This window comes from Mucilaginibacter sp. (assembly GCF_028288225.1).
GTDB lineage: Bacteria > Bacteroidota > Bacteroidia > Sphingobacteriales > Sphingobacteriaceae > Mucilaginibacter.
Map to the genome: position 1 here is coordinate 105,055 of NZ_JAQBOC010000094.1, position 23,276 is coordinate 128,330.

The window sequence follows — 23,276 nt, forward strand, 5'->3', positions numbered from 1 at the left end:
ATGTTAATTAATTCGTGAAATTCGTGTGCATTCGTGCTGATTAGTATATTTGTACATGAACACAGCGGATCTGTTGCAACGCGCTTTGCGGTTTGATTTTTTAACCCAGGATGAGGGAGTATTTCTTTATAAAAATGCTTCTACCGCCGATTTGATGTATACAGCTAATGAACTGCGCAAGATCCAGGTGCCGCATGGCAAAGTTACCTGGCAAATAGACCGGAATGTAAATACTACCAATGTTTGTATTGCTAATTGCAAGTTCTGTAACTTTTTCCGCCGCCCGGGGCACGAGGACAGTTACATAACTGATATTGAAACCTATAAGCAGAAGATTGAAGAGACTTTCCGCTACGGTGGCGATCAGTTATTGCTGCAGGGCGGCCATCATCCCGACCTGGGATTAAAATTCTACGCTGATACTTTCAGGCAATTAAAAGAATTATATCCAACATTAAAGCTCCATTCATTAGGGCCGCCGGAGATTGCTCACGTTGCCAAGTTGGAGGGCATGAGCCATATTGATGTTTTAAGAGAGCTAAAAGCCGCCGGCCTTGATTCATTACCTGGCGCAGGTGCTGAAATATTGAATGACCGTGTGCGCCGCTTGATAAGCAAAGGCAAATGCGGTGGCAAGGAGTGGCTTGATGTTATGCGTGCTGCCCACCAACTTAACCTGCCAAGTTCAGCCACCATGATGTTTGGCCATATTGAAACCATTGAAGAACGTTTTGAGCATTTGGTTTGGATCCGCGAGGTGCAGTCTGAAAAACCTGAAGGTGCTTACGGCTTTGTTGCCTTTATCCCATGGCCTTTCCAGGATGATGGTACCTTATTACGTAAGGTAAGGGGCATTACCAACAATGTTACAGGCGATGAATACATCCGCATGATTGCCCTTAGCCGTATTATGCTGCCAAATATTAAAAATATCCAGGCATCATGGTTAACAGTAGGTAAACAGGTAGCACAATTATGTCTGCATGCAGGCGCAAATGATTTTGGATCAATAATGATCGAAGAAAATGTTGTATCCGCAGCAGGGGCGCCACACCGCTTTACAGCAAAAGGCATCCAGGAATCAATAAAAGAAGCCGGCTTTGAACCACAGTTACGTACCCAAAAATACGAATGGCGCGAAATACCTGCAGCTATTGAGGAACAGGTGATAAATTATTAATTGAGTCCGAAAGTCGGTAAAGTCCGGAAGTCCGAAAGAAGCTGCATTCTTTAGGGGAGGGTAAATTATCTATAACAAATTATTTTGAACGCGCGTTGGCCAGTCTGCCGCTAAGCATTGAGCTAAGGCCTTTGCCCGCGTGCTTCCCTTCGATAAACCCGGGGTCTGGCATATGCCTCAGCTTGACGCTCCTTTTCTTGTCACTCTCAAACAGATTCCACAAAATCTTATTTCTCAATATGACGTATATCTTGAAAACTGCTGGCCCGTATTCCACTATTTTAAACTTTTTTCTTTCTTTCGGACTTTACCGACTTCCGGACTTCCGGACTTTTCCTTACTTTCGGACTTTACTGACTTTCCGGATTTTCGGACCACATGGACAATATCGAACAATACATAGAGGCCCTTATATTTGCATCGGAACAAAGCATCCGCACAGAAGAAATTATTTATTGCCTGCAATCGGCATTTAGCCAGGATTTTAGTGAGGATGAGATAAATAATCACCTGCAAAACATTACCAATAAATACCATGATGAGCAATTTGCCATTGAGGTAGTTAAAGTGAGCAATGGTTACCAATTTTTAACAAAGAAAAGCTATCACCAGGTGATCAGCCTGTTGCAGGCACAACGTTCAAAAAAGAAATTAAGCCAGGCTGCACTTGAAACCCTTGCCATTATAGCCTATAAACAACCTGTAACCAAGCCGGATATTGAACAGATCCGTGGGGTTAATTGCGATTACTCCATTCAAAAACTGCTCGAAAAAGAATTAATTGCAATTATTGGTAAATCAGAAGCATTGGGCAAACCTATACTTTATGGCACTAGTATGCTTTTTATGGACTATTTTGGCATAAATAGTATAAACGAACTGCCTCAACTGAAGGATTTTACTAATAATGCCGTTTCAATTGGTGAACAATCTGAATAATTATTATAAATCCCTCTAAACCAGTCGAAAAATATTTTTTTTCCAAATGATGTTTTTAATGAAAATGATTTTGATTATTTTTACTTAGAAATATAATTAACAGAAAAGGCTTATTTGCATTTGTGTGCATTTATTACTAAAAAAATTACTATAAAATTCATGGCAATGGGAACTCCAAAAAAACCTGTAAACAAGAAAGTTGAAAACACGGGCGAGGATGAAGATGATGATGATAGCACGCTTGATCAGAAACCCAAGAAAAAGGTAGATGATGATGACGATGATTTTGATGGCCCTTTAGACGATTTAGGGTTTGAAAGTTATGGTGATGACGATGAGGACGACGATTATTAATCTTTAAAATAAAAATCTACTTTAAAGCATCCGGGCCATGCCTGTGGATGCTTTTTTTATATTAGCTGTTCCCAGCAAAAAATTTATGATCGTAAACGAAGTAAAGGATAAAGCCACAAAAAAAGCATTTTTAGACACAGCGAGAATAATTTATAAAAACGATAAGATCTGGGTTTGTCCGCTTGATAATGATATTGAAGCAGTATTTGATCCGGCTAAAAACAATTTCCATAAGGATGGTAAATGTACCCGCTGGGTGCTCACTGATACAAACGGCCAGTTAATTGGACGCATTGCCGCCTTTATAAATAATAAAAAAGCCTACAATTATGAACAACCCACCGGTGGGATTGGCTTTTTTGAGTGTATAAACAATGAGACTGCCGCCTTTTTACTGTTTGATACCGCCAAAAAGTGGCTCATTGAAAATGGCATGCAGGCAATGGATGGCCCGATAAATTTTGGCGAAAACGACAATTTTTGGGGCCTGTTGGTTGAGGGATTTATTCCTCCATCCTACGGTATGAATTACAATCCGCCTTATTATCAATCGTTTTTTGATAATTATGGATTCAAAACCCTTTACGCACAAATCACCAATCATCTAGACATCCTTAAACCATTCCCTGAAAGATTTTATAAAATAGCCAAATGGGTTACTCAAAAGCCGGGTTATGAATTTAAACATTTGAAGGCTAAGGATATTGATAAGTTTGCAGCGGATTTTATAGATATTTATAATGACGCATGGAAATATTTTGAAAATTTTGTACCAATAACACATGTTACCATTGCCGAAAGTTTCAAAAAAATGAAACCCCTGATGGACGAAAATCTTATATGGTTTGCCTATATAAATAATGAGCCGGTATCATTTTTAATAGTTTTGCCCGACGCTAACCCAATGATAAAACCATTAAACGGAAAGCTAAACCTGGTTGGGAAGCTGAAATTTTTGTATAATAAATGGAAAGGCGTTTCGCGGATGAGGGCAATTGTAATGGGCACGAAGCAAAAATTTCAGAATCACGGGATTGAATCAGCGCTTTTTATAACGCTGGGCGAATATGTTTTGCCTTTAAACCAATATACAGAACTTGAACTGTCATGGGTTGGCGACTTCAACGAAAAAATGATAGCAATGCATAATGCTATGGGGGCGGTATTTGGTAAAAAGCATTTAACAATGCGTTACATCTTTAAATAGCATAGCGCTAATTATCACGAATTTTATCGAATTACACGAATTGGATTGCCTGGCTAGACAATTATAGAATGTTTGTTTTTATAATTCGTGAAATTCGAATAAATTCGAGTCTATTCGTGATAATTAATATTAGGCGGTTACCCTGTTGTGCCTTAATTCTTCAAATAATTCAATAACCTTCTTTTGCAGATCAATCACCTCCGTTTCGCGATCCATTAATTTTTTGTTAATGGTTTCCAATTCGTTAATAACTTTTTGATCCTGCTCAGAGTCAGTAAAGGTAAGCAGCTGAACTACTGACATTTCAAACAAAGCTGCTATCTGCTCAAGTCGCGACAAATTAATGTCTGTAATGCCTGTTTCAATTTTTGAAAAGGCTGGAATAGAAATATCTAATCTCTTGGCAACATCCTCCTGGCTCCATCCTTTTTGGTGACGTAATAATCTGATTTTTTTTCCGAGTGTCTTCATTTAATGTTAAAGGTTAATAGATTTCGCTATAGTTAATAATTTTACAATTATATTCAATATCTGTCTAATTATCAAGTATTTTGAATAATATTTTATTTTAATGTGAAGTTAAATTATTATCTGTAAATTTAATATATTGATGATTATTATTAATATCTAATATAGGCTTTTTATACTTAAATTAACTGCTTATGGTTTATTTTAATATCAAAACAGGTACAGCAGCATTTTCTAGCAATTGCCGCGAAACGCTGGTATGTAACAACGATTGCAAAAAACTGTATTTATGTGGCAATGCTATTACTATTTGTGCATCATTATGCTTTGCAAACTGAAGAATTCCGTTAATAATATCTGTTTCATTAATGAAATAATATTTGGGGTCATATGGTTTAAGGGCTGCATACAAGGCAGTTCCTTCTGCCATTTTCCCGGTATCGTCTGTTGAACCCTTGCCTTTATTATTAATATTCACCACCAGCAGGTCAAACTTTTTTCTGTTTAGCAGTTTCACAAGCGACTCTAAAGGGTCAAACTCCGTAACTTTATTAAAATCACAGGCAACAACTATACGGCTTATATCTTCGATATTGTAGGTTGGCGGCACAACTATTACCGGTACCGGGCAGGTTTTTGATATTTTAACTACGTGGCTTCCAATTTTTGCATCATCATTGCTGCTATTCCCTTTAGTGCCAATTATAACAAGGTCGGCATTTTTACTGATGACATTTTCAACCACTGCACGCACTAAGTGCGTGCGGTTTAAATGCGTGCTTATTTCAACACCCGGCCTAACTTTTTTGTAAAGCTTTTTTTTGAACTCTTCCAGTTTTTTTATCCTATCGGCTGCATTTCGTTCAATTTCTTCATTCATCATAAGAACCATATCAGGATTAGGCAGCATGGTTTCATATACCGATACATAATAAGCATTTAATAAAACAATGTGCTTAACTTCGGTTTGATGACTTAAAGCAGCAGCAAAATCGGCTGCGTGGACGGCGGTTTCTGAAAAATCAATAGGAACCAAATATGTTTTCATTAACAGTAAATTAGGGTATTCAGCTTTTATCCCCAGCACCAGGTCAAACAAAATATAAATTGACATTGCTTAAATTATCAACTCACATCTTTCAACACTAAAAATATGAAAAATTACTGTTAGTGTTTATACAAAATTAATGTAATGGTAATTTTTCTTTTATAGAAATAAGAAAAAAAACCTGCCCAGATGAAGTCCCTGAAATAAATTTGTGATAATATCGGCAAGTAATAAAACCATGATAAAAATTTCATTGTGTTATTCATTCTTTATCTATTTTACAAACTTGGCAGCTACCCAATTCTTGTTTTTTTTGTGGCTGATATATTTTAGCCCATGTTTACGGGCTTCTTCGGTAATTATATCAAGATCCGGCACTTCATAAAATCCGCTAAAATAAATTTCGCCATCCGTTTTTAGCACCTGGCTATAGCGGTCCATTTGATCGATCAGGATGTTGCGATTTATGTTAGCCAGGATAATATCGAAGTTTTCACCGGGAATCACTTCTTTCGACCCACAAAGCGCCGTAATATTTTCAATTTTATTTAATTGGGCATTTTCAATAGCACTGGCATAACAAACCTCATCATAATCAATAGCTGTAATTTCTGCAGCTCCCAATTTGGAAGCCATAATGGCTAAAATACCAGTTCCGCACCCCATATCAAGCACCTTTTGGTTTACAAAATCGTTTTCAAGCATCAGCTCAAGCATCATTGCGGTAGTTTGGTGATGCCCTGTGCCAAAAGCCATTTTAGGATCTATCACGATCTCGTACGGAAATTCGGGCTTGGGCTGATGAAATGTTGCCCGAACAAAAATTTGTTTGCCAATCTCTATCGGCTCAAAGTTACTTTCCCACACCTCATTCCAGTTTTTTTGAGGAATAAGCGTTATTTCATAGCTAAAGGTAAACAGATCCTGGTATGATGATAAAGTTTCGTCCAGCTTATCCTGGTCAAAATCAGTTACAGGGATATACGCCTTAAATCCAAAATCCAACTCCTCAAAAGTATCAAAACCTATTCCGCCCAAAGCATTTATCAGCAGATCTTGTTGGTAATCTTCAGTAGTTATGGTGGTGAAAAGTAATTCGTAATAATTCATGGGAATAGAGATTAGAGGTTGGAGATCAGAGATTAGTTGTTAAATAGTTTAAAATTGTATTTATCAAAGCCTGTCAGCTTCATCCAAATTATCAGCAAAAATCAAGGTCCTTTCTTTCGGACTTTACTGACTTTTCCGACTTTCGGACTAAAAACATTATTCAAACAGGTATAATACAATAAAATTAATCAACCAATAAACCAATTGAACTGCCGACATAAAGCCAACCAGTTTAATGAGGTTATGAATGCCCCGCGCCGGATCCCAAATGGCATAACCTATCCCCAGTGCGAATATGAGGCATACAAAACAAAGGTCGACCGTTAAATTTATTCTGTCGGCAACTGTTTTTTTCACCAGGCTGCGCCATACCGGCACCACAACTAATAATTGGGTTAATACAGCTACAACAAAAAGCAGTGGCAGCGTGTACCGGTAAAAAGACATAAAGCTTTTCAGGTTACCCAAACCCATTTCATCAATCTTTAAAGTAAAGTACACAGAACTATACCTTACCCCCGTAAAAAAGATAAAAAAACCGATGAAAGGCGGCAAGATAACTCTTAATAGCTTTTTCATGTTTGGGGACAGTGATTAGAGGTTAGAGACCAGAGATTAGTTGATATGCGGTACTTGCTAATCTCTGATCTCCAGCCTCTAATCTCTTTAACTCAATTAAACACTTTCACAATATCAATAAAATCGCGGGATTTAAGTGAGGCACCGCCGATAAGGCCGCCATCAATATCGGGTTGCGCAAAAAGTTCGGGGGCGTTTTTAGGATTACAGCTTCCTCCGTATAAAATGGTTGTACTGTCTGCCACTTGCTGATTGTATTTTGCAGCTATTTCCTTGCGGATAAATGCATGGATCTCCTGTGCCTGTTCTGATGATGCAGTTACACCGGTGCCAATAGCCCAAACCGGTTCATATGCTATTACAAGTTTAGCAAATTCAGTTTCAGCTAAATGAAAAACACCTTCAGCCAATTGGCTTTTAATAATATCAAAATGCTGGTTAGCTTCCCTTTCCTGTAAAGTTTCACCGATGCAGAAAATAGGTTTCAAATCGTTTTTTAAAGCGGTGTCAGTCTTTTTAGCAAGCAGTTCATTGCTTTCGCCAAAATACTGGCGGCGTTCAGAGTGCCCTAAAATAACATACGCTGCTCCAACAGATTTTATCATTTTTGCTGATGTCTCGCCCGTATATGCTCCCGACTCGGCCTGATGAGCATTTTGCGCGCCCACAGCTACATTATTATAGCCCCTTGCCATTTGCGCAAGGCTGTGCAAGTGAATAAACGGACTGCAAATAACGGCCTGCTGTTTGCCTGTTGCTTCGTCTTTAAACATATTTATTATTTCAGAAAACAAGCTTAAACCTTCATTATAGTCAAGGTTCATTTTCCAGTTTCCGGCAACAATTTTTTTTCTCATGATTGTATTATTAGTTGATTAAGTTAGATTATGTTGATTGAGTTAGATTAAGTTTATTGTGTTGTAAGCTGATTGATGTTGATTTAACCACTCACTTAATCAACCTAATCAACTTAATCAACCACTAATCAAAACCTTCTCAGCTCCTCAGTTAATTCAAATACAGTTTGTAATATATGTTTTTCATTCTCATCAAAATCACGATGCTCTCTGCGGGCAAATACTCTTTCGGCCGTTTCAAACATTTTTTTTATAGAATAAACGTCATACCCGTGTGCGCCGCCCCATGAAAAATCAGGAACAAAATTCCGCGGGAAGCCTGAGCCAAAAATGTTTGCACTTACGCCTATTACCGTACCTGTATTAAACATCGTATTTATAGCACATTTGGAGTGATCGGCCATTATTAGCCCGCAAAATTGCAGACCAGTTTTGCGGAAGCGTTGTGCGGTATAGTCCCACAGTTTCACATCATCATAATTATTTTTCAGGTTTGAGTTATTGGTATCGGCGCCGATATTGCACCACTCGCCTAAAACAGCATTCCCAAGGTAGCCTTCATGCCCTTTCGATGAATAACCCCAAATCACGGCATTATTAAGCTCGCCCCCCACCCTTGAGTACGGGCCTACGGTTGTAGCGCCATAGATCTTGGCCCCCATTTTCACCTGCGAATGCTCACATAAAGCAAATGCGCCACGAATATGGGTTCCTTCCCAAACTTCCGTATTATTTGCCAGGTAAATTGGCCCGTTTATGGTGTTAAAAGTTGAACAATCAGCAATGGCGCCTTCCTCAGCAAAAAACTCATCCCCGATTATAGTATTTGTTTGGCTGATAGCTGCGCTGTTGCGGCCCTTTGTAAGCAAGGCAAAATCCTTTCGAAGCTCTATATCATTTTTCCTGAAAATATCTTCGGGAAACCTGACTATTACCGGTATATTTTCTAATACAGTAACTGCGGAAAATTCAGCATTAGTGTTAAAATCAGCAGCATCGGTCCCGTTTAATCTAACAGCCAGCAGCTGGTCGCCATATTTTAAAGCTTCGCCGTTTTGCAGGCGGTCAATAGCCTCGGTTAAATATTCGTCAGGACAAACACCTCCATAAATAAATATATTATCCTGCTCAATTTTTAAAGGAAACTTTTTCTGTAACCAGGGTTGGGTATGAAAAGAAGTTTGCTGTTTTAAATGCTTTGCCCACTTTTCGGCAATGGTAAGGATACCTATGCGCAGGTCGGCCACCGGGCGGGTAAAAGTTAAAGGCAGAAGGGTTTGATGTGCGTTATCGTCGAATAAGATAATTGCCATGTTGCAAAAATAAAAAAAGTCCCCCGATGTACCGGGAGACTTGTAAATATTTTATCGAAAAAACAAAATTACTTTTTGTTGTAACGGGTGCGGAATTTATCAATACGCCCTGCAGTATCAACCAGTTTCATTTTACCGGTATAAAAAGGGTGTGAAGTATGAGAAATTTCTAATTTAATCAGCGGATATTCATTGCCATCTTCCCATTTAACGGTTTCGCGGCTATCGATGCATGATTTGGTTATAAAAGAATAGTCGTTTGACATATCCTTGAAAACAACTAACCTATAGTTTGATGGATGCAGATCTTTTTTCATTGTGTTATAACTTCCTTATAAAAGAGGTGCAAATGTAGTAATAATATTTAAATATGAAAGGGGTATTTTGTTTTTTTGTGAATGGTTGATTAAGTTAGATTAGGTTGATTGAGTTGGTTATGTTGAGCTGGTTAAATTGATTAGGGAATGTATGCAGGAGACGCGATGCTTCGCGTCTTTCTGCACGAAGTTGTCTGAACCGGGATTAAACGGATTTTTGGATTTATCAGATTTTGCTTTTACCAGGAAAAATATTTAAAATCGCCGGCAATCGCTAAAATCCTCTAATCTGTTTAATCCCGGTTCAGAAAATAATGGCGTTCCCGCTGATAGAAGCGGGCCGGGCTATCCGCTCAAACTGCACAGGCCTTAGCCACGTGGGCGGTATCCGTTTCTATCCCTAACGCAAATAAATTTCATCTTGATTCCTGGCTCTTGATTCTTGGTTCTAACTCCTGACATAACTCAATCAGCACCCCATTTGCACTCTTCGGGTGCACAAAACACACCAGCTTATTATCAGCCCCTAATTTGGGCTCATCGTTCAACAATACAAATCCTTCGCCTTTAAGCCGTTCCATCTCAGCTTTTATATCATCAACCTCAAAAGCAATGTGGTGGATCCCTTCTCCTTTTTTGGCAATAAACTTAGCAATCGGGCTATCCGGGTTTGATGCCTCCAATAACTCAATTTTATTGGGGCCTGCACTTAAAAAAGCTGTTTTAACGCCTTCAGAAAGCACATCTTCTATTTTATAGATAGTAGTATTCAGCAGTTTTCCATAGATCTTTCCTGCGCTTTGGAGGCTGTTAACAGCTATGCCAATATGCTCAATCTTATTCATGTCCAAATATTGTAAATTAATGCTGCTTTAAGTAGTTTAAGCCTTGTTTTGAATGATTTTAAATAAACTTTATCTATCTTTGTATTGTTAATAATATTCGCTTATGAATCTTCCGATATACTTAGACAATAACGCTACAACTCCCATGGATCCACGGGTACTGGAAGCGATGTTGCCGTATTTTAATGAAAAATTTGGTAATGCTGCAAGCCGTAACCATCCATTTGGATGGGTAGCCGAAGAAGGTGTTGATTATGCACGCGAGCAGGTGGCCAAGTTAATTGGTGCCAGCGATAAGGAAATTATCTTTACATCAGGTGCTACAGAATCAGATAACCTTGCTATTAAGGGCGTGTTTGAGATGTATAAAGAAAAAGGTAACCACATAATAACTACAGTTACCGAGCATAAAGCTGTTCTTGATGCCTGCAAACACGTTGAAAAACTTGGCGGAAAAGTTACTTACCTGCCGGTTAAGGAAGATGGTCTGCTTGACCTTGAAGTGCTTGAAAAAGCCATGACCAGTGATACTATTTTAGTATCAGTAATGTATGGTAATAACGAAATAGGTGTTATACAACCAATTAAAGAAATTGCTGCAATTGCCCATAAATATGGTGCATTGTTTATGACAGATGCTGTACAGGCCGTTGGTAAGATCCCGGTTGATGTTAACAGGGATGGAATTGATCTTTTAGCACTTACTGCTCATAAAATATATGGTCCTAAGGGCGTTGGTGCATTGTATGTACGCCGCAAAGGCCCAAGAGTTAAAGTTACCGCTCAAATGGACGGTGGCGGCCATGAGCGCGGAATGCGTTCAGGCACATTAAATGTACCGGGCATTGTTGGCCTTGGTAAAGCTTGTGAATTGTGCGGTTTGGAAATGGAAAGCGAAGCAAAACGTTTATCAGCTTTACGCGATAAATTACAGGCTTCGTTAACTGTACTGGAAGAAAGTTATGTAAACGGCAACGTTGAACATCGCTTACCGCATGTAGCCAATATCTCATTTAAATATGTTGAAGGCGAAGGCTTAATGATGGCTATGAAGGACCTGGCTGTATCATCAGGTTCAGCTTGTACATCGGCTTCGCTGGAACCATCATACGTGTTGAAAAGCTTAGGTTTATCAGATGACCTGGCGCATTCGTCTATCCGTTTTGGTTTAGGCCGGTTTACTACTGAAGAGGAAGTAGATTATGCAATTGAAGTAACCAAAAAATCGGTCACCCATCTTCGCGAGCTTTCTCCGCTATGGGAAATGTTTAAAGAAGGTATTGACCTTAACTCAATTGAGTGGGCAGAACATTAATTGATGTGCAAATATGCGGATGTGCGAATGTGCGGATGCAAAAAATATAAAATAACGAATTGGCATTAAAATCACTAATTCAATAAATCACTAATTCAATAATTAAAGTAAAATGGCTTATTCAGATAAAGTAATCGATCACTATACCAACCCCCGCAATGTGGGCACTTTGGATAAAAGTAACCACAAAGTAGGCACAGGTTTGGTGGGCGCCCCTGAATGCGGCGACGTTATGCGCCTGCAGATCCAGGTTGATGACAATAACATGATAACTGATGCTAAATTTAAAACATTTGGATGCGGCTCAGCTATTGCATCATCGTCATTAGCTACAGAATGGCTTAAAGGCAAAAGCATTGATGATGCCATGAAGATTGACAACATGGATATTGTTGAAGAATTGGCGCTTCCACCGGTGAAAATTCACTGCTCGGTATTGGCAGAGGATGCAATAAAAGCGGCGATTAATGATTACCGTGTAAAAAATGGCATGGCGGCAATTGAAAGCCAAAAAGTACATCACTAAGAACAGAAGCAAGACAATAAGAGTCGGGATCCAAGACTAATTTTTCTTGATTCTTGCTTTCTTGATTCTTGAATCTAATTAAAACAATGATAACAATAACTGATAAAGCAAAAAGTAAAATAGATAACCTCATGACTGACTCGGGGCTTGATGCTTCGTATTTTCTGCGGGTATCTGTTCAGGGAGGTGGATGCTCAGGCTTATCATACAACCTTGATTTTGATAACGAAATAAAAAAAGGGGACCAGTTTTTTGAAGATCGCGGCATCCGCATAGCTTTGGATATGAAATCGTTCCTTTACCTTGCCGGCACAGAGCTTGATTTTTCGGACGGATTAAATGGCAAGGGCTTTAACTTCCACAACCCTAATGCAAGCCGGACTTGCGGCTGCGGGGAAAGTTTTTCGGTGTAACCCTGATATTTCTATAAAACAAAGAAGGCGCCAATTGGCGCCTTCTTTGTTTTATTACCTTCTCTTCCCCGTTGGCTGTGTCCCCACAGCCAATCACAGGACATTTATAGTACATCCATATAATGTGTTAACCAGTCGAAACGATTATCGCCCTGTTCATAAAAAGAACAGGAAGAAAAATAATAATCATTAGGGTCAATTACCAAATTCCAATGAGGCTGTAATGGGTTATAATGTGTATAGCTCAATTTCTGCTCCAATATTTTTCTATCGTACATTATAACCGGCAATGCATTCTTCCGCCAAAACTGATGATCACGACTATTACGATCAACTTTAAATTTATTTAATAATGGACTGTCTATCGTTCTAAGCTCTTTTAGAAATTCATGCCCGGTAAATTTCATAAAGCTTGCATGAGGCATTTCTTTGCCATTTTTAGCTTTACATTCCCATAGTACATGAATATGGTTTGGCATTATGACAAAGCCATAAACTATCAACTTCTCTCTTTTAACAAGATGAATAAGGCTGTCTAATACAATTTGCTTAAACCGATCTGTTTCTAAAAGAGGGATCCAGTCAAGAATTGCAACTGTATAAAAGTAGACGGTGTTTAATTCCATATATGAAGATAATAGTTTTCAGATATTTCTTCAAACCAATATATTTTCTGCCTTAGCTCCCCCCTCCCGTTGGCTGTGTCCTCACAGCCAACCACCAGGACATTCACATCATATCCATCATCATATCCATATAGTATATTAACAAGTTTACGTTTACCCGCTGGCACATTTCTATCTGTTGAATAAATCAAACTAATACATTTTCGATTAGCATGGTGATTGGCTGTGAGGACACAGCCAACGGGGAAGAGAAAACTAAAAGACCCGATAAATTGGGTCTTTTAGTGGTTTAAAACATCCCATTTCCATGCGCCATTACCTCTGGCACCTCCTGCTCCACGCTCCAGTGTTCAGTAATTTTATTTACATCAACTCTGAATATGTGTATTTGTGCAAAGGTTTTACCCGAAGTAATACATTCACAATGCGCAACAACGAAATTGCCTTCGCCGATAATCCTGTGAACTTTGATCGTACTATCCATTTTGCTTAGCAATCTGTTTGCAGTATTATGTTCTGCATAGTCGGCTGCTAAATAATTGTTAGCGGCATCTCCTTTTTCAAACACATTCTTGAAAAAATCGCTGATCAAGCTTTTACTCATATTTGCATCAGCAGTTTCATCAATTACAGTTGTTCCATTGGTCATGGTAACCCTATCTTCATCCTCATCTGTTAAAGTTTGTCCTGCATCCCAATGTTCAGCTATTTTGCCATCTGCCAGCCTGAACAGGTCAATTACAGCCACTCTTTGTCCCATAAATTTAATATCGAGGTGGGCTGCCACTAAATCGCCATCAGCTATCACCCTCATTACGGGTGATGGCCCTTGTTCCGCAGGTTTAGGTAGTGTTTTAAGAAAGGCTAACATTTCTAACAAGCCTTCCTTTCCATCTTTAACTATGGGACTATGCTGGATATAGTTCTCGCTTACATAGCTATCAACCAATGAAAGGTCAAGATCACGGATTATCTTGCGGTAACATTCTAATACTATTGTTTTATTGGATTTCTGTTCCATAAATTTTTATTCTGATAACAGAGCCATAGCAATAAACTGGCTATGACTCTATATAAATTATTAAGTGATTTTAATTAAAATTGAATTGTGGCTATTGAAAAAAATAGCAATGTAAAGCCTTGTGCTGGTTAATAAACCAGCGTTTACATAACCTGTTTAGCAGGCCGGATTCTTGGCAATCCTTATTTGATATGTAGTGAAAGCAATTATGTTGTAAATGTAAAAAATAATCGGTGTAATCACTCCAAATAAAATCAGTGCATCAATTAATAAAAATAAATTAGCTTTGTTTATATTATAAAACCCCTTTTAATTGAATGAACACGGCATCTGAACGATCAACTATTCCCAGTCTTATCCGCAACATTGTAAAAAACATTCATCCAGATACGCAAACCTTCATGACTCACAAAGTTGGTGATGTATGGGTTGAGATAAGTTACAGGCAGGCATTAGAGAAAATAGATGCCATTTCGGCCTGGTTACTTAATATCGGCATTAAAAAAGGCGACCGCTTAGCTTTAATAATTGAAAACGGTCCGGATTATATTTATTACGACCAGGCACTGCAGCAAATTGGGGCAATAAATACATCAATATACCCTACTCTTTCAGAAACAGAAATTGAATATATTTTAAATGATTCCGGCGCCAAAACTCTTTTGGTGGGCAATCCTTTTTTGTTACGTAAAATTGTTAAAATTGCCAATAATTGCCCGGCATTGATCAGGATAATTCCGGCATTTGATGATTTTGAAAAATCAATAGCAAAGTTAAGCCTTAATGCAGGTGTCGTAAGCTTTAAACAGGTAATTGACGAAGGTTTAAAAATGGACGACCAATATACTTCGGCCATAAACGGCGCACGTGAAGCTATTTTGCCATCTGATGTATCCTGTTTAATTTATACCTCGGGCACAACCGGCATACCTAAAGGGGTTATGCTTACGCATTTTAACCTTACCGAAAATGCAAGGAACAGCCTGATCCAGATTCCAATTATTGAGACTTCGGATATTTTCCTGTCCTTTTTGCCATTATCACATGTATTTGAGCGTACTGCTACCTATCATATTTGCCTTTATACTGGCAGCCGTATGGCCTTTGCACAAAGCCTTGATCTGCTTGCAAAAAACATGGCTGAAGTTAGACCAACTATAATGAATTGTGTCCCCCGGCTTTTAGAGCGCATTCATGACAAAGCCATGAAAAATGGCACAAGTGCAGGTGCCGTTAAATCAAAAATATTTTTGTGGGCGCTTAAAATTGGCAGGGAAGTACGCCTTGCAAATGAAGCCGGTAAAGACCCAGGATTTATACTTAGCCAGCAGCACAAAATTGCTGATAAACTGGTATTCAGTAAAATAAAAGAAAAAACGGGAGGACGTTTAAAAATTATGCTCTCTGGCGGGGGTGCGTTGCCTAAAAACATAGGCGAGTTTTTCGGCGACCTGGGAATAAAAGTACTGGAAGGCTTCGGGCTAACTGAAACATCGCCCGTAATGTCTGTTACCGAAACCCACCGGATAATTTATGGTACCGTTGGCCGCATAATTCCGGGAATTGAGGTTGCCATACAAAATGTGGATACCAAACAGATTTATACCATACAAACACATGATACTTTTAAAGAGAATTTCCAGTCGGAAGAGGGCGAGATAATTGTGCGTGGGCATTGTGTTATGAAAGGCTATTGGAACAAACCGGAAGAGACCGCCTCGGTAATTGATCCTGACGGATGGTTCCATACCGGAGATATTGGGCGTTATTTCAGAGGAAATCTGCAGATAACAGACAGGCTGAAAAATATGCTGGTAAATGCTTATGGTAAAAATATATACCCAACCCCGGTTGAAAATACCTATTTAAAGAGCCCAAAGATTGAACAGCTATTTTTAATTGGTGACAAGAGAGAATCCATAACTGCTATTATAGTACCCTCAAAGGAAATTTTGCAGGAAACATTTAATTTAAGCCATGAGTTTTTTGAAAAGCCGGATGTATTTATTGACGACAAAGAGATTATCGATTGGATTGGCCAGGATGTAAAAAAATATTCAAACGAGCTTGCTAAATTTGAGCGGATAAAAAACTTTAAGGTAAAACGTAACCCTTTCAGCATTGAGGATGGCGAAATAACACCTACCATGAAAGCCAAGCGCAAAGTGATTGAAAAGAAATACGCAAAAGCTATTGATGAAATGTATACATGGGAAACCGAAGCGGATTGATTTGAAAATTTGATGATGTGGGTTGATTTGAAGATGCGTTGATTTGAGAATTTGAAGATTTAAAAATCAACTTCATTTCATATTGCACAAACAGGTTCATTTTCAAATCTTAAAATTTCCAAATTTTCAAATCAATCAACATTTTCAAATCAAAACAAGTGTTTAAAGAACTGCTAACCATCAGCGAATATCCAAACCTTTCGCTGTTATCAAAATCTACCTTTGTTGAAAAAACAGGCAGATTATTGAAAATCTACGGGTTGGTTTTTCTTGTTATAATATTAGTTGTACCGTTAATTTTAGCAACAGATCAGTTTGTTACACACGTGCTTCATTTTAAAGCTATTAACCAGGTACAAAAAAATGAGATGAGTCATTTTTTTCATAAACTGGGCTATTGGAAAGCTGCACTTTATATCTGCCTCGTAGGTCCGTTGCTGGAAGAAATAGTATTCAGGTTGCCCTTATCATTAAAAAAAAAACATATTGCCATAGCATTTGCTGCTGCTGCTGCGTTTTTATTTGCCGGATTCTTATTCCGCAATATTACCAGTCAGTTAATAAATTTTGGCATCAGGCTTTCAATATCAGCTGCCATTTACTTTATCTGCATATTCCTGGTACCAAATAACCTTTCAATTATTGATCACCGTTTTCGTAAACAACTAATAATTTTATCAATGTGCCTGTTTGGGTTAATGCACATCGGCAATTACTCCCCTATCCAATGGCCATTGATCTTGCTCTATCCCATATACATAATCCCGCAACTTTGCATGGGTTGGGGTATTACGTATCTCCGCTTTAAAAATGGTTTTTGGTGGGGATTTGCCCTGCACTGTATTATCAACTCAGTTTCTGTACTCCTTTCAGCAGGGCGGGTTTAAGGCTAGTGTCGTATCAATCATGAATTGACGCTTAGACTTGAGTCGAAAGTCCTGAGTTCTAAGTCAGAAAAAGACAAAATTTGACTTAATACTGCTCCTATTTTGGCTTACCTGCTTTAATGAATATTTTGGGATGTTTGTTTCTGTTAGTTGATTCATTTGCTACAAAAATTCAAGTATATCCTTAATTGCAATCACGCTGTTAAACCTTTCATGTTCAATGGTATGTTCAATTTGCTCATGGGCCCAGGTAATATGGTAAGGAACATGTACAGCATAGCCACCAGCCTTCAGTACAGGTAATATATCGCTTTTTAAGGAGTTGCCTACCATCATTAATTCATCCGGCTGGATATCAAGGTGCCTGATCAGCTTAAGGTAATTAGCATCATCCTTTTCAGACATGATTTCGATATGATGGAAATAATGGCTCAGGTTTGATTTTTTTAGCTTCCGTTCCTGGTCAAGCAAATCGCCTTTTGTGGCAACAACCAGGCGGTATTTACTTTTTAATGTTTCCAGCACATCCTCAACCCCATCCAGCAGTTCAATTGGCTGATTAAGCATTTGCTTTCCCAACTCTAATATCGCCCCAACTACTTCTGTACTTATGGTTTTATTTGAGATCCTTAAAGCAGTTTCAATCATCGAAAGCACAAACCCCTTTATGCCGTAGCCATATAAAATAAGGTTTTCAATCTCTGTTTTCAGTAACTCCCGCTCTAACTCGCGCTGTGACGAATATCCGCCCAGTAAATTGTAAAACTGCTCTTCTGTTTGCCGGTAATAGGGTTCATTTACCCATAAGGTATCATCGGCATCAAATGCAATTACTTTTAATTTCATATTCAAAGATATATGCTCCGGTTGAAGATTTGTCAACTTTTAAAAAGTTGACAAATCTAAGCTGTACTTTTATCGCTTAAAAATGAAAAAAATAAATGGTAGTCAACCCAAAGACGAGACAGAGCGGATAATGACTAACCCGTATCTCGCTAAAAAATTAATTCAAAGCAGAAAAGATGGGGAGCAAGGAAAAGGGATAAAGATTTCGATTGAAGAGTTGGCTAAATATTTCAAAATTTGATATTAATCTTAAATCTCCTGTCTCAAATCTCACATCTCTTACCCACCCTCTCCAAAAAAACGCTATTTTTGCACCTTTATTAAAAATATGAGTACTGCCCTATCCGAACAGGAAATTTTACGCCGCGAATCATTACAGCAATTACGCGCATTAGGTATTAATCCGTATCCCGCCGAAGAATATAAAGTAACTGCCTTTGCGCAGGATATTACCGACAATTTTAATCGTTTCCCAGATCATTATAAAAAGGTTACCCTGGCCGGCCGCATTATGACGCGCCGCATTATGGGGAATGCTTCATTTGCAGAGCTGCAGGATTCAACAGGCCGGATGCAGATCTATCTAAAACGCGACGATATTTGCCCCGGTGAGGACAAAACTTTATATAATACTGTATTTAAGAAACTACTGGATATTGGCGATTATATCGGCATAAAAGGCTTTGTATTTTTAACTCAAACAGGAGAGATCTCTGTACACGTACAGGAATTGATGCTATTATCGAAAGCATTAAAACCATTACCGGTTGTAAAGCGTGATGAAGAAGGGAATATACATGATGCTTTTACTGATCCTGAATTACGTTACCGCCAGCGCTATGTTGACCTTACCGTTAACCCGGAGTACAAGCAAATTTTTATAAAGCGCTCAAAAGTGATCAGCAGCATGCGCGAGTACTTTAACAAGAAGGGCTGGATGGAAGTGGAAACCCCAATATTACAGCCTGTGCATGGTGGTGCAGCGGCACGTCCGTTTAGCACACACCACAACACGCTTGATATGCCTTTATTTTTGCGCATAGCTAATGAGCTGTATTTAAAACGACTTATTGTAGCCGGTTTTGATGGGGTTTATGAGTTTGGGAAGATGTTCCGTAATGAGGGAATGGACCGCACCCACAACCCGGAATTTACCAGCATGGAAATTTACGTGGCCTATAAAGACTATAACTGGATGATGGCCATGGTTGAAGAGTGTTTGGAAATTGTTGCCCGCACTGTGAATGGTATCCCTGTAGTACAGGTAGGCGCCAATGAGATAAATTTTGCAGGGCCGTACGAAAAACTATCCATGTACGATTCCATTCTGAAATATACCGGCATTGATGTTTCAGCTATGGATGAAGCTGCATTACGTGAAACCTGTAGAGACCTCGGTATTGAAGTTAACCCTTCAATGGGTAAAGGCAAGCTGATTGATGAGATCTTTAGCGCTAAAGTTGAAGCTAACCTCATTCAGCCAACTTATATTACCGACTACCCTATTGAGATGACGCCGCTTGCCAAAAAGCACCGTACAAAAGAGGGACTGGTTGAGCGTTTTGAGTTGTTTGTAAACGGCAAAGAAATTGCCAATGCATATTCTGAGTTAAATGACGCCATTGACCAGCGTGAACGCCTGGAAGAGCAGCTGATATTAGCCGGCCGTGGTGATGATGAGGCAATGGCTATGGATGATGACTTTTTACGCGCATTGGAATACGGTATGCCGCCAACATCAGGACTGGGAATTGGTATTGACCGTTTGGTTATGCTGATGACCAATCAAAGCGCTATACAAGAAGTATTATTCTTTCCGCAGATGCGCCCGGAGAAAAAGGCAAAAACGGTTACGGCAGATGATTTTTTACATATTGGCGTACCTGCCGAATGGGTACCTGTATTAAACAAAATGGGCATTAATACGCTTGAGGATTTAAAAGCTGCCAACCCAAACAAAGTGTTTAATGATTTGGGCGGAATGCGTAAAAAGTTAAAGCTCGATATCACCCTGCCTTCAAAAGAACTGGTAATGGCCTGGTTTGCGTAATATCCTTCAAATTAAAGAGATCGATAATTAACTCCGTGATCTTCGTGCCTTCTTTGCGCCCTCTGCGGTAATTTTTAACCACGGAGCACGCAGAGGATTTACAGAGTAACACGGAGTTTTTTTATTGTAATACTTTCCTATTCAAATTTATGCCCAAAGGTTACGCCATCCCAGGTATCTGACCTAAACGGGCTTACCGGTAATCCCTGGATACTGAAAAGATTGGCATCAATTGGCGAGTTAGTCCAGCCATAACGAACTGCAACCGGGTTGGGGACCGCACTACATGATACCTTTACTTTATTTTTATCGGTTATTACAGCCTGCGCATAATAAAATTTATGGTCTGCCCCCGCCAGCTCAAATCCTTTCACATAATTATATATGTCTTTTGCCATCAATCCACTTTCCGCATTTTTAAAGTTTATCATGGCATAGCCATTTGTAAAATCGGCAGCGGTAAATAGCGGACTTTCAAAAAAGCCCGGTAAATGGTAAACATTAGTTAATGCCGATGCTGCCAGCCTGTAACCAACATCTGCCTTATCTTTTGGATGAATATTAAATGCATCCCCGATATCGGTAGTAACGGCAAGGCCGGTATTAGGTAATTGCAGCGCCATGTTTTGGGCTTCCCTCAACTCGGCCCAGCTACTGCCAAAATTACTGCTCTGCGAAGCTCCAAATGACGATAGCTGTACAAATAAGAACGGGAGCTGCTGTTTCCATTTGTTACGCCAGTCGGTGATCAGCAATGGAAAAACAGAACGGTATTGATATGCCCTATCTGCATTTGATTCACCCTGGTACCAGATCACTCCTGCAATTGCAAAAGGGATAAGCGGATTTACCATTCCATTATAAAGCGTAAACGCATTGTTATTGGGCAAAAAGTCGAAATGATACGGCTTGCTCAAATCGGGCATTACGCGCCAGTTGCCATCGGCTAAATTAACGGTAGTATCGGCAAAACGAACATTTAAATCATTCACGCCGCTGCCATTAAGCCCTATTCCAAACCAGGAAGGATCTTTTTGCGCTGATTGTAAATTAATCACTAAGCTATTCATTCCTCCCTTCCATGTTCCGGCAGGTACGGTAAATTGAGACCCGGTTGTTGAAGTGCTCCTGTTAATGAGTTTACCATTAACATAAACAGCCAGATCCGCATCTGTTACTCCCAGCGAAATTATCGACCCCATTGAAGAATAAGAACTATCAAGGCTAATAGTACGCTGCATAAACCCTTGTCCGCGATAGGAATAAAGTTTTCCCATCCACTCCCAGGAACCCGGCGCATTGCCGTGCTGCCAGTTTTCAAAAAAATAGGCTGGCTTAGCGGCAAGTTCCTCCGAAGTATAATTTACAACAGGCTTGTTATGATAAGCCCATGATTTTAATAATTTGTCTGTTCGCTGGCTCAGTTGTTCATTGTTTTGGGGTAGTGTTGGCACGATAGCATTTAATTCGGGTGAGCCTGACATTGCTTCCCTGCTTATCCAGTCTTCTGCCTCAGTTCCTCCCCAGCTACTGTTTATTATCCCCACGGTAACATGTAAATTTTGAGCCAGTTGTTTGGCATAAAAATAACCTACTGCCGTAAAATCGCCTATGGTATTGGCCGCTGCAATTGTCCATTGGCCACCACTGGCAAGATCTTTTTCGGGGGTCAGGCTTATTTTGCTTGGAACATGAAACTGGCGGACTGCAATTTTTGCAGCAATCTTTTGCTCTGTCTTGTATCCATAAGCATTTTTCAGCTGAAACTCCATGTTTGATTGCCCTGAGCAAAGCCACACCTCGCCAAGCATAATATCTGAGTAGGTAATGGATTCTTTCCCGGAAGAAATTTTCATAACATAGGGGCCGCCTTCCTGCATTGGATGAAGAGTGGCTTTCCAGTTACCCTGCTCATCAGCCTTAACTGTTAAGAGTTGCTTATTAAAGCTAACTGATATTTTGGCTTTTTTTGCGCTTTGGCCCCACACCGGTATATCATGGTTTCTTTGCAATACCATATGGTCGCCAAATAATTTTGATGTTGTTAGCTGCGCGTGAGTTACAGAGACAGTAAAAAAAACTGAAAGAATGATGAATAAAAATTTCATAATTGGTTGATTCAGGAAAGGGACTTTGTTTTACAATTGATGGTAAATATAAAGAATTAACAAACCTGAATTTTGATGCATGCGTAACAATCTATTTGCCTAGTTGATAACAATTTGTTAACCAAATGATAAAATGAACAGTACTTTAGTGTATTTATAGATGCTTAATATTGTAAATAACACATACTAATATAGTTATGACAAATTCAATTCTGGAAATAACCGAAAAAGAATACCTGATAAAATTGAATAGAAGCAATTTTAATTTATCTTTTATCAGAAGCTTATTAAAAATGGTTGAAGTGGCTAATCCTTCGGAAGAAAGTTCATTTATCGCCGACAGGTACGTATCACCCAATCAGCACCACTCATCTGAGCCTGATTATTACAGCTCAATTGAAGAGAAATAAAAACGTCCCGATAATTCGGGACGTTTTTTAAATTATCTTAATACTGGCGATATCCGCCTCTTACTACCTGTTTATCCATCTGTGCCATCTGGCTTTTCATCATCTTTATCTGGTCGGTAAGTAATTTATTCTTATCCTCTTTTGAAGCTTCCTGCAAATACATCTGCGCTTCGCGTTTGTTGCGCTTTGCCATGGCAATCCCGGCAAGACTTAGCTTTGCCAATGCAATGTTATGCGACATTTTCATACCTAACGTAAGCGACTTCTTGAAATATTTTTCTGATTTCAAAGGTGATTTGCGCGACTCGACCAGGCCGATTAATAAATTATAATACCCCCATTGGCTTTTATTTAACTGCTTTTCGTAATCAGTTATTTTTAATAACCATTCTTCGGCCTTCTCTGATTTTTCTTTACGTAAAAACCATTGTGAGATGATCATGTTTTCATTAAAAAAGTAGCTTAACAACACAATACCACCTAAAAACAACACCAATATGCCCCAGCCCCAAAAACCAAAGGCACAAAGAGCAACGGCAGCACCTAAAACTACACAGGCAATAATTAACCTTACTATATTTGACATCTTTTTGTAAACTAAAAATTAGTATGCAAATATCCGTTTA

25 protein-coding genes are annotated in these 23,276 nt (G+C 39.0%); 12 read left to right on the top strand and 13 right to left on the bottom strand.

The genetic code is table 11. The features are described from left to right. Window positions 1-55: 55 nt before the first annotated feature. From mqnC to JWQ54_RS27660, 4 genes are all read left to right on the top strand, one after another. Window positions 56-1,180, top strand: a complete 1,125-nt coding sequence (gene mqnC / locus JWQ54_RS27645) for a cyclic dehypoxanthinyl futalosine synthase (RefSeq protein WP_299591123.1) — start codon at window positions 56-58, stop codon at window positions 1,178-1,180. A gap of 378 nt (window positions 1,181-1,558) precedes the next feature. After that, the gene (scpB, locus tag JWQ54_RS27650) at window positions 1,559-2,119 is read left to right on the top strand and encodes an SMC-Scp complex subunit ScpB (protein WP_299591124.1); all 561 of its coding nucleotides are present in this window, start codon (window positions 1,559-1,561) and stop codon (window positions 2,117-2,119) included. Window positions 2,120-2,284: 165 nt separating this feature from the next. Continuing rightward, window positions 2,285-2,473, top strand: coding sequence for a hypothetical protein (locus JWQ54_RS27655; protein ID WP_299591125.1), 189 nt, complete (start codon window positions 2,285-2,287; stop codon window positions 2,471-2,473). Between the two features lie 85 nt (window positions 2,474-2,558). Next, entirely contained in the window at window positions 2,559-3,680 is a 1,122-nt protein-coding gene (locus JWQ54_RS27660; protein ID WP_299591126.1) for a GNAT family N-acetyltransferase, read from the top strand. 129 nt (window positions 3,681-3,809) lie between these two features. Here the strand turns inward: JWQ54_RS27660 and JWQ54_RS27665 are convergent, their stop codons facing one another. The 8 genes from JWQ54_RS27665 to mce all read right to left on the bottom strand — a co-directional run bounded on the left by JWQ54_RS27665 (window position 3,810) and on the right by mce (window position 10,217). Then, a complete protein-coding gene (locus JWQ54_RS27665; RefSeq protein ID WP_299591127.1) occupies window positions 3,810-4,151 on the bottom strand; it encodes a helix-turn-helix transcriptional regulator in 342 nt (113 codons plus the stop codon). Between the two features lie 196 nt (window positions 4,152-4,347). Beyond that, window positions 4,348-5,262 (bottom strand): universal stress protein, encoded by a 915-nt coding sequence (locus JWQ54_RS27670; protein WP_299591128.1) that lies wholly within the window; start codon window positions 5,260-5,262, stop codon window positions 4,348-4,350. A gap of 207 nt (window positions 5,263-5,469) precedes the next feature. Next, window positions 5,470-6,306 (bottom strand): 50S ribosomal protein L11 methyltransferase, encoded by an 837-nt coding sequence (gene prmA / locus JWQ54_RS27675; RefSeq protein WP_299591129.1) that lies wholly within the window; start codon window positions 6,304-6,306, stop codon window positions 5,470-5,472. Between the two features lie 156 nt (window positions 6,307-6,462). After that, window positions 6,463-6,885, bottom strand: coding sequence for a hypothetical protein (locus tag JWQ54_RS27680; protein WP_299591130.1), 423 nt, complete (start codon window positions 6,883-6,885; stop codon window positions 6,463-6,465). A 92-nt stretch (window positions 6,886-6,977) separates the two neighbouring features. Continuing rightward, on the bottom strand, window positions 6,978-7,742 hold the full coding sequence (tpiA, locus tag JWQ54_RS27685) for a triose-phosphate isomerase (RefSeq protein ID WP_299591131.1): 765 nt from the start codon (window positions 7,740-7,742) through the stop codon (window positions 6,978-6,980). A 128-nt stretch (window positions 7,743-7,870) separates the two neighbouring features. Further along, window positions 7,871-9,055: a putative sugar nucleotidyl transferase gene (locus JWQ54_RS27690; protein WP_299591132.1), complete on the bottom strand. Its 1,185-nt coding sequence runs from the start codon at window positions 9,053-9,055 to the stop codon at window positions 7,871-7,873. Window positions 9,056-9,123: 68 nt separating this feature from the next. After that, complete coding sequence (locus JWQ54_RS27695; protein ID WP_096351682.1) at window positions 9,124-9,372, bottom strand: type B 50S ribosomal protein L31; 249 nt, start codon at window positions 9,370-9,372, stop codon at window positions 9,124-9,126. A gap of 416 nt (window positions 9,373-9,788) precedes the next feature. Continuing rightward, window positions 9,789-10,217 (bottom strand): methylmalonyl-CoA epimerase, encoded by a 429-nt coding sequence (mce, locus tag JWQ54_RS27700; protein ID WP_299591133.1) that lies wholly within the window; start codon window positions 10,215-10,217, stop codon window positions 9,789-9,791. 103 nt (window positions 10,218-10,320) lie between these two features. Here mce and JWQ54_RS27705 point away from each other — a divergent pair, with 103 nt between their 5' ends. From JWQ54_RS27705 to JWQ54_RS27715, 3 genes are all read left to right on the top strand, one after another. Continuing rightward, window positions 10,321-11,532 carry an IscS subfamily cysteine desulfurase gene (locus JWQ54_RS27705; protein ID WP_299591134.1) on the top strand — a complete coding sequence of 404 codons (1,212 nt, stop codon included), beginning with the start codon at window positions 10,321-10,323 and terminating at the stop codon, window positions 11,530-11,532. Window positions 11,533-11,644: 112 nt separating this feature from the next. Beyond that, complete coding sequence (gene iscU / locus JWQ54_RS27710; protein ID WP_299591135.1) at window positions 11,645-12,058, top strand: Fe-S cluster assembly scaffold IscU; 414 nt, start codon at window positions 11,645-11,647, stop codon at window positions 12,056-12,058. An 86-nt stretch (window positions 12,059-12,144) separates the two neighbouring features. After that, the gene (locus JWQ54_RS27715; protein ID WP_299591136.1) at window positions 12,145-12,471 is read left to right on the top strand and encodes an iron-sulfur cluster assembly accessory protein; all 327 of its coding nucleotides are present in this window, start codon (window positions 12,145-12,147) and stop codon (window positions 12,469-12,471) included. Between the two features lie 104 nt (window positions 12,472-12,575). Here JWQ54_RS27715 and JWQ54_RS27720 read toward each other — a convergent pair whose 3' ends face one another. Together JWQ54_RS27720 and JWQ54_RS27725 are read right to left on the bottom strand one after the other, a co-directional pair. Next, on the bottom strand, window positions 12,576-13,097 hold the full coding sequence (locus JWQ54_RS27720; protein ID WP_299591137.1) for a transposase: 522 nt from the start codon (window positions 13,095-13,097) through the stop codon (window positions 12,576-12,578). A 289-nt stretch (window positions 13,098-13,386) separates the two neighbouring features. Next, on the bottom strand, window positions 13,387-14,118 hold the full coding sequence (locus JWQ54_RS27725) for a nuclear transport factor 2 family protein (RefSeq protein ID WP_299591138.1): 732 nt from the start codon (window positions 14,116-14,118) through the stop codon (window positions 13,387-13,389). Window positions 14,119-14,435: 317 nt separating this feature from the next. On the opposite strand from JWQ54_RS27725, the gene JWQ54_RS27730 reads away from it, so the two are divergent. Together JWQ54_RS27730 and JWQ54_RS27735 are read left to right on the top strand one after the other, a co-directional pair. After that, window positions 14,436-16,349 carry a long-chain fatty acid--CoA ligase gene (locus JWQ54_RS27730; RefSeq protein WP_299591139.1) on the top strand — a complete coding sequence of 638 codons (1,914 nt, stop codon included), beginning with the start codon at window positions 14,436-14,438 and terminating at the stop codon, window positions 16,347-16,349. 158 nt (window positions 16,350-16,507) lie between these two features. Continuing rightward, window positions 16,508-17,236 (top strand): CPBP family glutamic-type intramembrane protease, encoded by a 729-nt coding sequence (locus tag JWQ54_RS27735; protein WP_299591140.1) that lies wholly within the window; start codon window positions 16,508-16,510, stop codon window positions 17,234-17,236. 162 nt (window positions 17,237-17,398) lie between these two features. On the opposite strand, the gene JWQ54_RS27740 is transcribed toward JWQ54_RS27735, so the two are convergent. Further along, a complete protein-coding gene (locus tag JWQ54_RS27740) occupies window positions 17,399-18,082 on the bottom strand; it encodes an HAD family hydrolase (RefSeq protein ID WP_299591141.1) in 684 nt (227 codons plus the stop codon). A gap of 82 nt (window positions 18,083-18,164) precedes the next feature. On the opposite strand from JWQ54_RS27740, the gene JWQ54_RS27745 reads away from it, so the two are divergent. Both JWQ54_RS27745 and lysS read left to right on the top strand, forming a co-directional pair. Next, a complete protein-coding gene (locus JWQ54_RS27745; RefSeq protein ID WP_299591142.1) occupies window positions 18,165-18,323 on the top strand; it encodes a hypothetical protein in 159 nt (52 codons plus the stop codon). 87 nt (window positions 18,324-18,410) lie between these two features. Next, window positions 18,411-20,132 (top strand): lysine--tRNA ligase, encoded by a 1,722-nt coding sequence (gene lysS / locus JWQ54_RS27750; protein ID WP_299591143.1) that lies wholly within the window; start codon window positions 18,411-18,413, stop codon window positions 20,130-20,132. 137 nt (window positions 20,133-20,269) lie between these two features. On the opposite strand, the gene JWQ54_RS27755 is transcribed toward lysS, so the two are convergent. Beyond that, window positions 20,270-22,240, bottom strand: a complete 1,971-nt coding sequence (locus tag JWQ54_RS27755; RefSeq protein WP_299591144.1) for a sialate O-acetylesterase — start codon at window positions 22,238-22,240, stop codon at window positions 20,270-20,272. A gap of 197 nt (window positions 22,241-22,437) precedes the next feature. Here JWQ54_RS27755 and JWQ54_RS27760 point away from each other — a divergent pair, with 197 nt between their 5' ends. Beyond that, entirely contained in the window at window positions 22,438-22,650 is a 213-nt protein-coding gene (locus JWQ54_RS27760) for a hypothetical protein (RefSeq protein WP_143167029.1), read from the top strand. Window positions 22,651-22,687: 37 nt separating this feature from the next. Here JWQ54_RS27760 and JWQ54_RS27765 read toward each other — a convergent pair whose 3' ends face one another. Further along, a complete protein-coding gene (locus JWQ54_RS27765) occupies window positions 22,688-23,236 on the bottom strand; it encodes a DUF2892 domain-containing protein (protein WP_299591145.1) in 549 nt (182 codons plus the stop codon). Window positions 23,237-23,276 lie beyond the last annotated feature (40 nt).

What these genes read in the sequence shown, in the direction of transcription:
- mqnC (WP_299591123.1), top strand. Translation starts at nt 56, where the DNA reads ATGAACACAGCGGATCTGTTGCAACGCGCTTTGCGGTTTGATTTTTTA.
- scpB (WP_299591124.1), top strand. Translation starts at nt 1,559, where the DNA reads ATGGACAATATCGAACAATACATAGAGGCCCTTATATTTGCATCGGAA.
- JWQ54_RS27655 (WP_299591125.1), top strand. Translation starts at nt 2,285, where the DNA reads ATGGGAACTCCAAAAAAACCTGTAAACAAGAAAGTTGAAAACACGGGC.
- JWQ54_RS27660 (WP_299591126.1), top strand. Translation starts at nt 2,559, where the DNA reads ATGATCGTAAACGAAGTAAAGGATAAAGCCACAAAAAAAGCATTTTTA.
- JWQ54_RS27665 (WP_299591127.1), bottom strand. Translation starts at nt 4,151, where the DNA reads ATGAAGACACTCGGAAAAAAAATCAGATTATTACGTCACCAAAAAGGA.
- JWQ54_RS27670 (WP_299591128.1), bottom strand. Translation starts at nt 5,262, where the DNA reads ATGTCAATTTATATTTTGTTTGACCTGGTGCTGGGGATAAAAGCTGAA.
- prmA (WP_299591129.1), bottom strand. Translation starts at nt 6,306, where the DNA reads ATGAATTATTACGAATTACTTTTCACCACCATAACTACTGAAGATTAC.
- JWQ54_RS27680 (WP_299591130.1), bottom strand. Translation starts at nt 6,885, where the DNA reads ATGAAAAAGCTATTAAGAGTTATCTTGCCGCCTTTCATCGGTTTTTTT.
- tpiA (WP_299591131.1), bottom strand. Translation starts at nt 7,742, where the DNA reads ATGAGAAAAAAAATTGTTGCCGGAAACTGGAAAATGAACCTTGACTAT.
- JWQ54_RS27690 (WP_299591132.1), bottom strand. Translation starts at nt 9,055, where the DNA reads ATGGCAATTATCTTATTCGACGATAACGCACATCAAACCCTTCTGCCT.
- JWQ54_RS27695 (WP_096351682.1), bottom strand. Translation starts at nt 9,372, where the DNA reads ATGAAAAAAGATCTGCATCCATCAAACTATAGGTTAGTTGTTTTCAAG.
- mce (WP_299591133.1), bottom strand. Translation starts at nt 10,217, where the DNA reads ATGAATAAGATTGAGCATATTGGCATAGCTGTTAACAGCCTCCAAAGC.
- JWQ54_RS27705 (WP_299591134.1), top strand. Translation starts at nt 10,321, where the DNA reads ATGAATCTTCCGATATACTTAGACAATAACGCTACAACTCCCATGGAT.
- iscU (WP_299591135.1), top strand. Translation starts at nt 11,645, where the DNA reads ATGGCTTATTCAGATAAAGTAATCGATCACTATACCAACCCCCGCAAT.
- JWQ54_RS27715 (WP_299591136.1), top strand. Translation starts at nt 12,145, where the DNA reads ATGATAACAATAACTGATAAAGCAAAAAGTAAAATAGATAACCTCATG.
- JWQ54_RS27720 (WP_299591137.1), bottom strand. Translation starts at nt 13,097, where the DNA reads ATGGAATTAAACACCGTCTACTTTTATACAGTTGCAATTCTTGACTGG.
- JWQ54_RS27725 (WP_299591138.1), bottom strand. Translation starts at nt 14,118, where the DNA reads ATGGAACAGAAATCCAATAAAACAATAGTATTAGAATGTTACCGCAAG.
- JWQ54_RS27730 (WP_299591139.1), top strand. Translation starts at nt 14,436, where the DNA reads ATGAACACGGCATCTGAACGATCAACTATTCCCAGTCTTATCCGCAAC.
- JWQ54_RS27740 (WP_299591141.1), bottom strand. Translation starts at nt 18,082, where the DNA reads ATGAAATTAAAAGTAATTGCATTTGATGCCGATGATACCTTATGGGTA.
- JWQ54_RS27745 (WP_299591142.1), top strand. Translation starts at nt 18,165, where the DNA reads ATGAAAAAAATAAATGGTAGTCAACCCAAAGACGAGACAGAGCGGATA.
- lysS (WP_299591143.1), top strand. Translation starts at nt 18,411, where the DNA reads ATGAGTACTGCCCTATCCGAACAGGAAATTTTACGCCGCGAATCATTA.
- JWQ54_RS27755 (WP_299591144.1), bottom strand. Translation starts at nt 22,240, where the DNA reads ATGAAATTTTTATTCATCATTCTTTCAGTTTTTTTTACTGTCTCTGTA.
- JWQ54_RS27760 (WP_143167029.1), top strand. Translation starts at nt 22,438, where the DNA reads ATGACAAATTCAATTCTGGAAATAACCGAAAAAGAATACCTGATAAAA.
- JWQ54_RS27765 (WP_299591145.1), bottom strand. Translation starts at nt 23,236, where the DNA reads ATGTCAAATATAGTAAGGTTAATTATTGCCTGTGTAGTTTTAGGTGCT.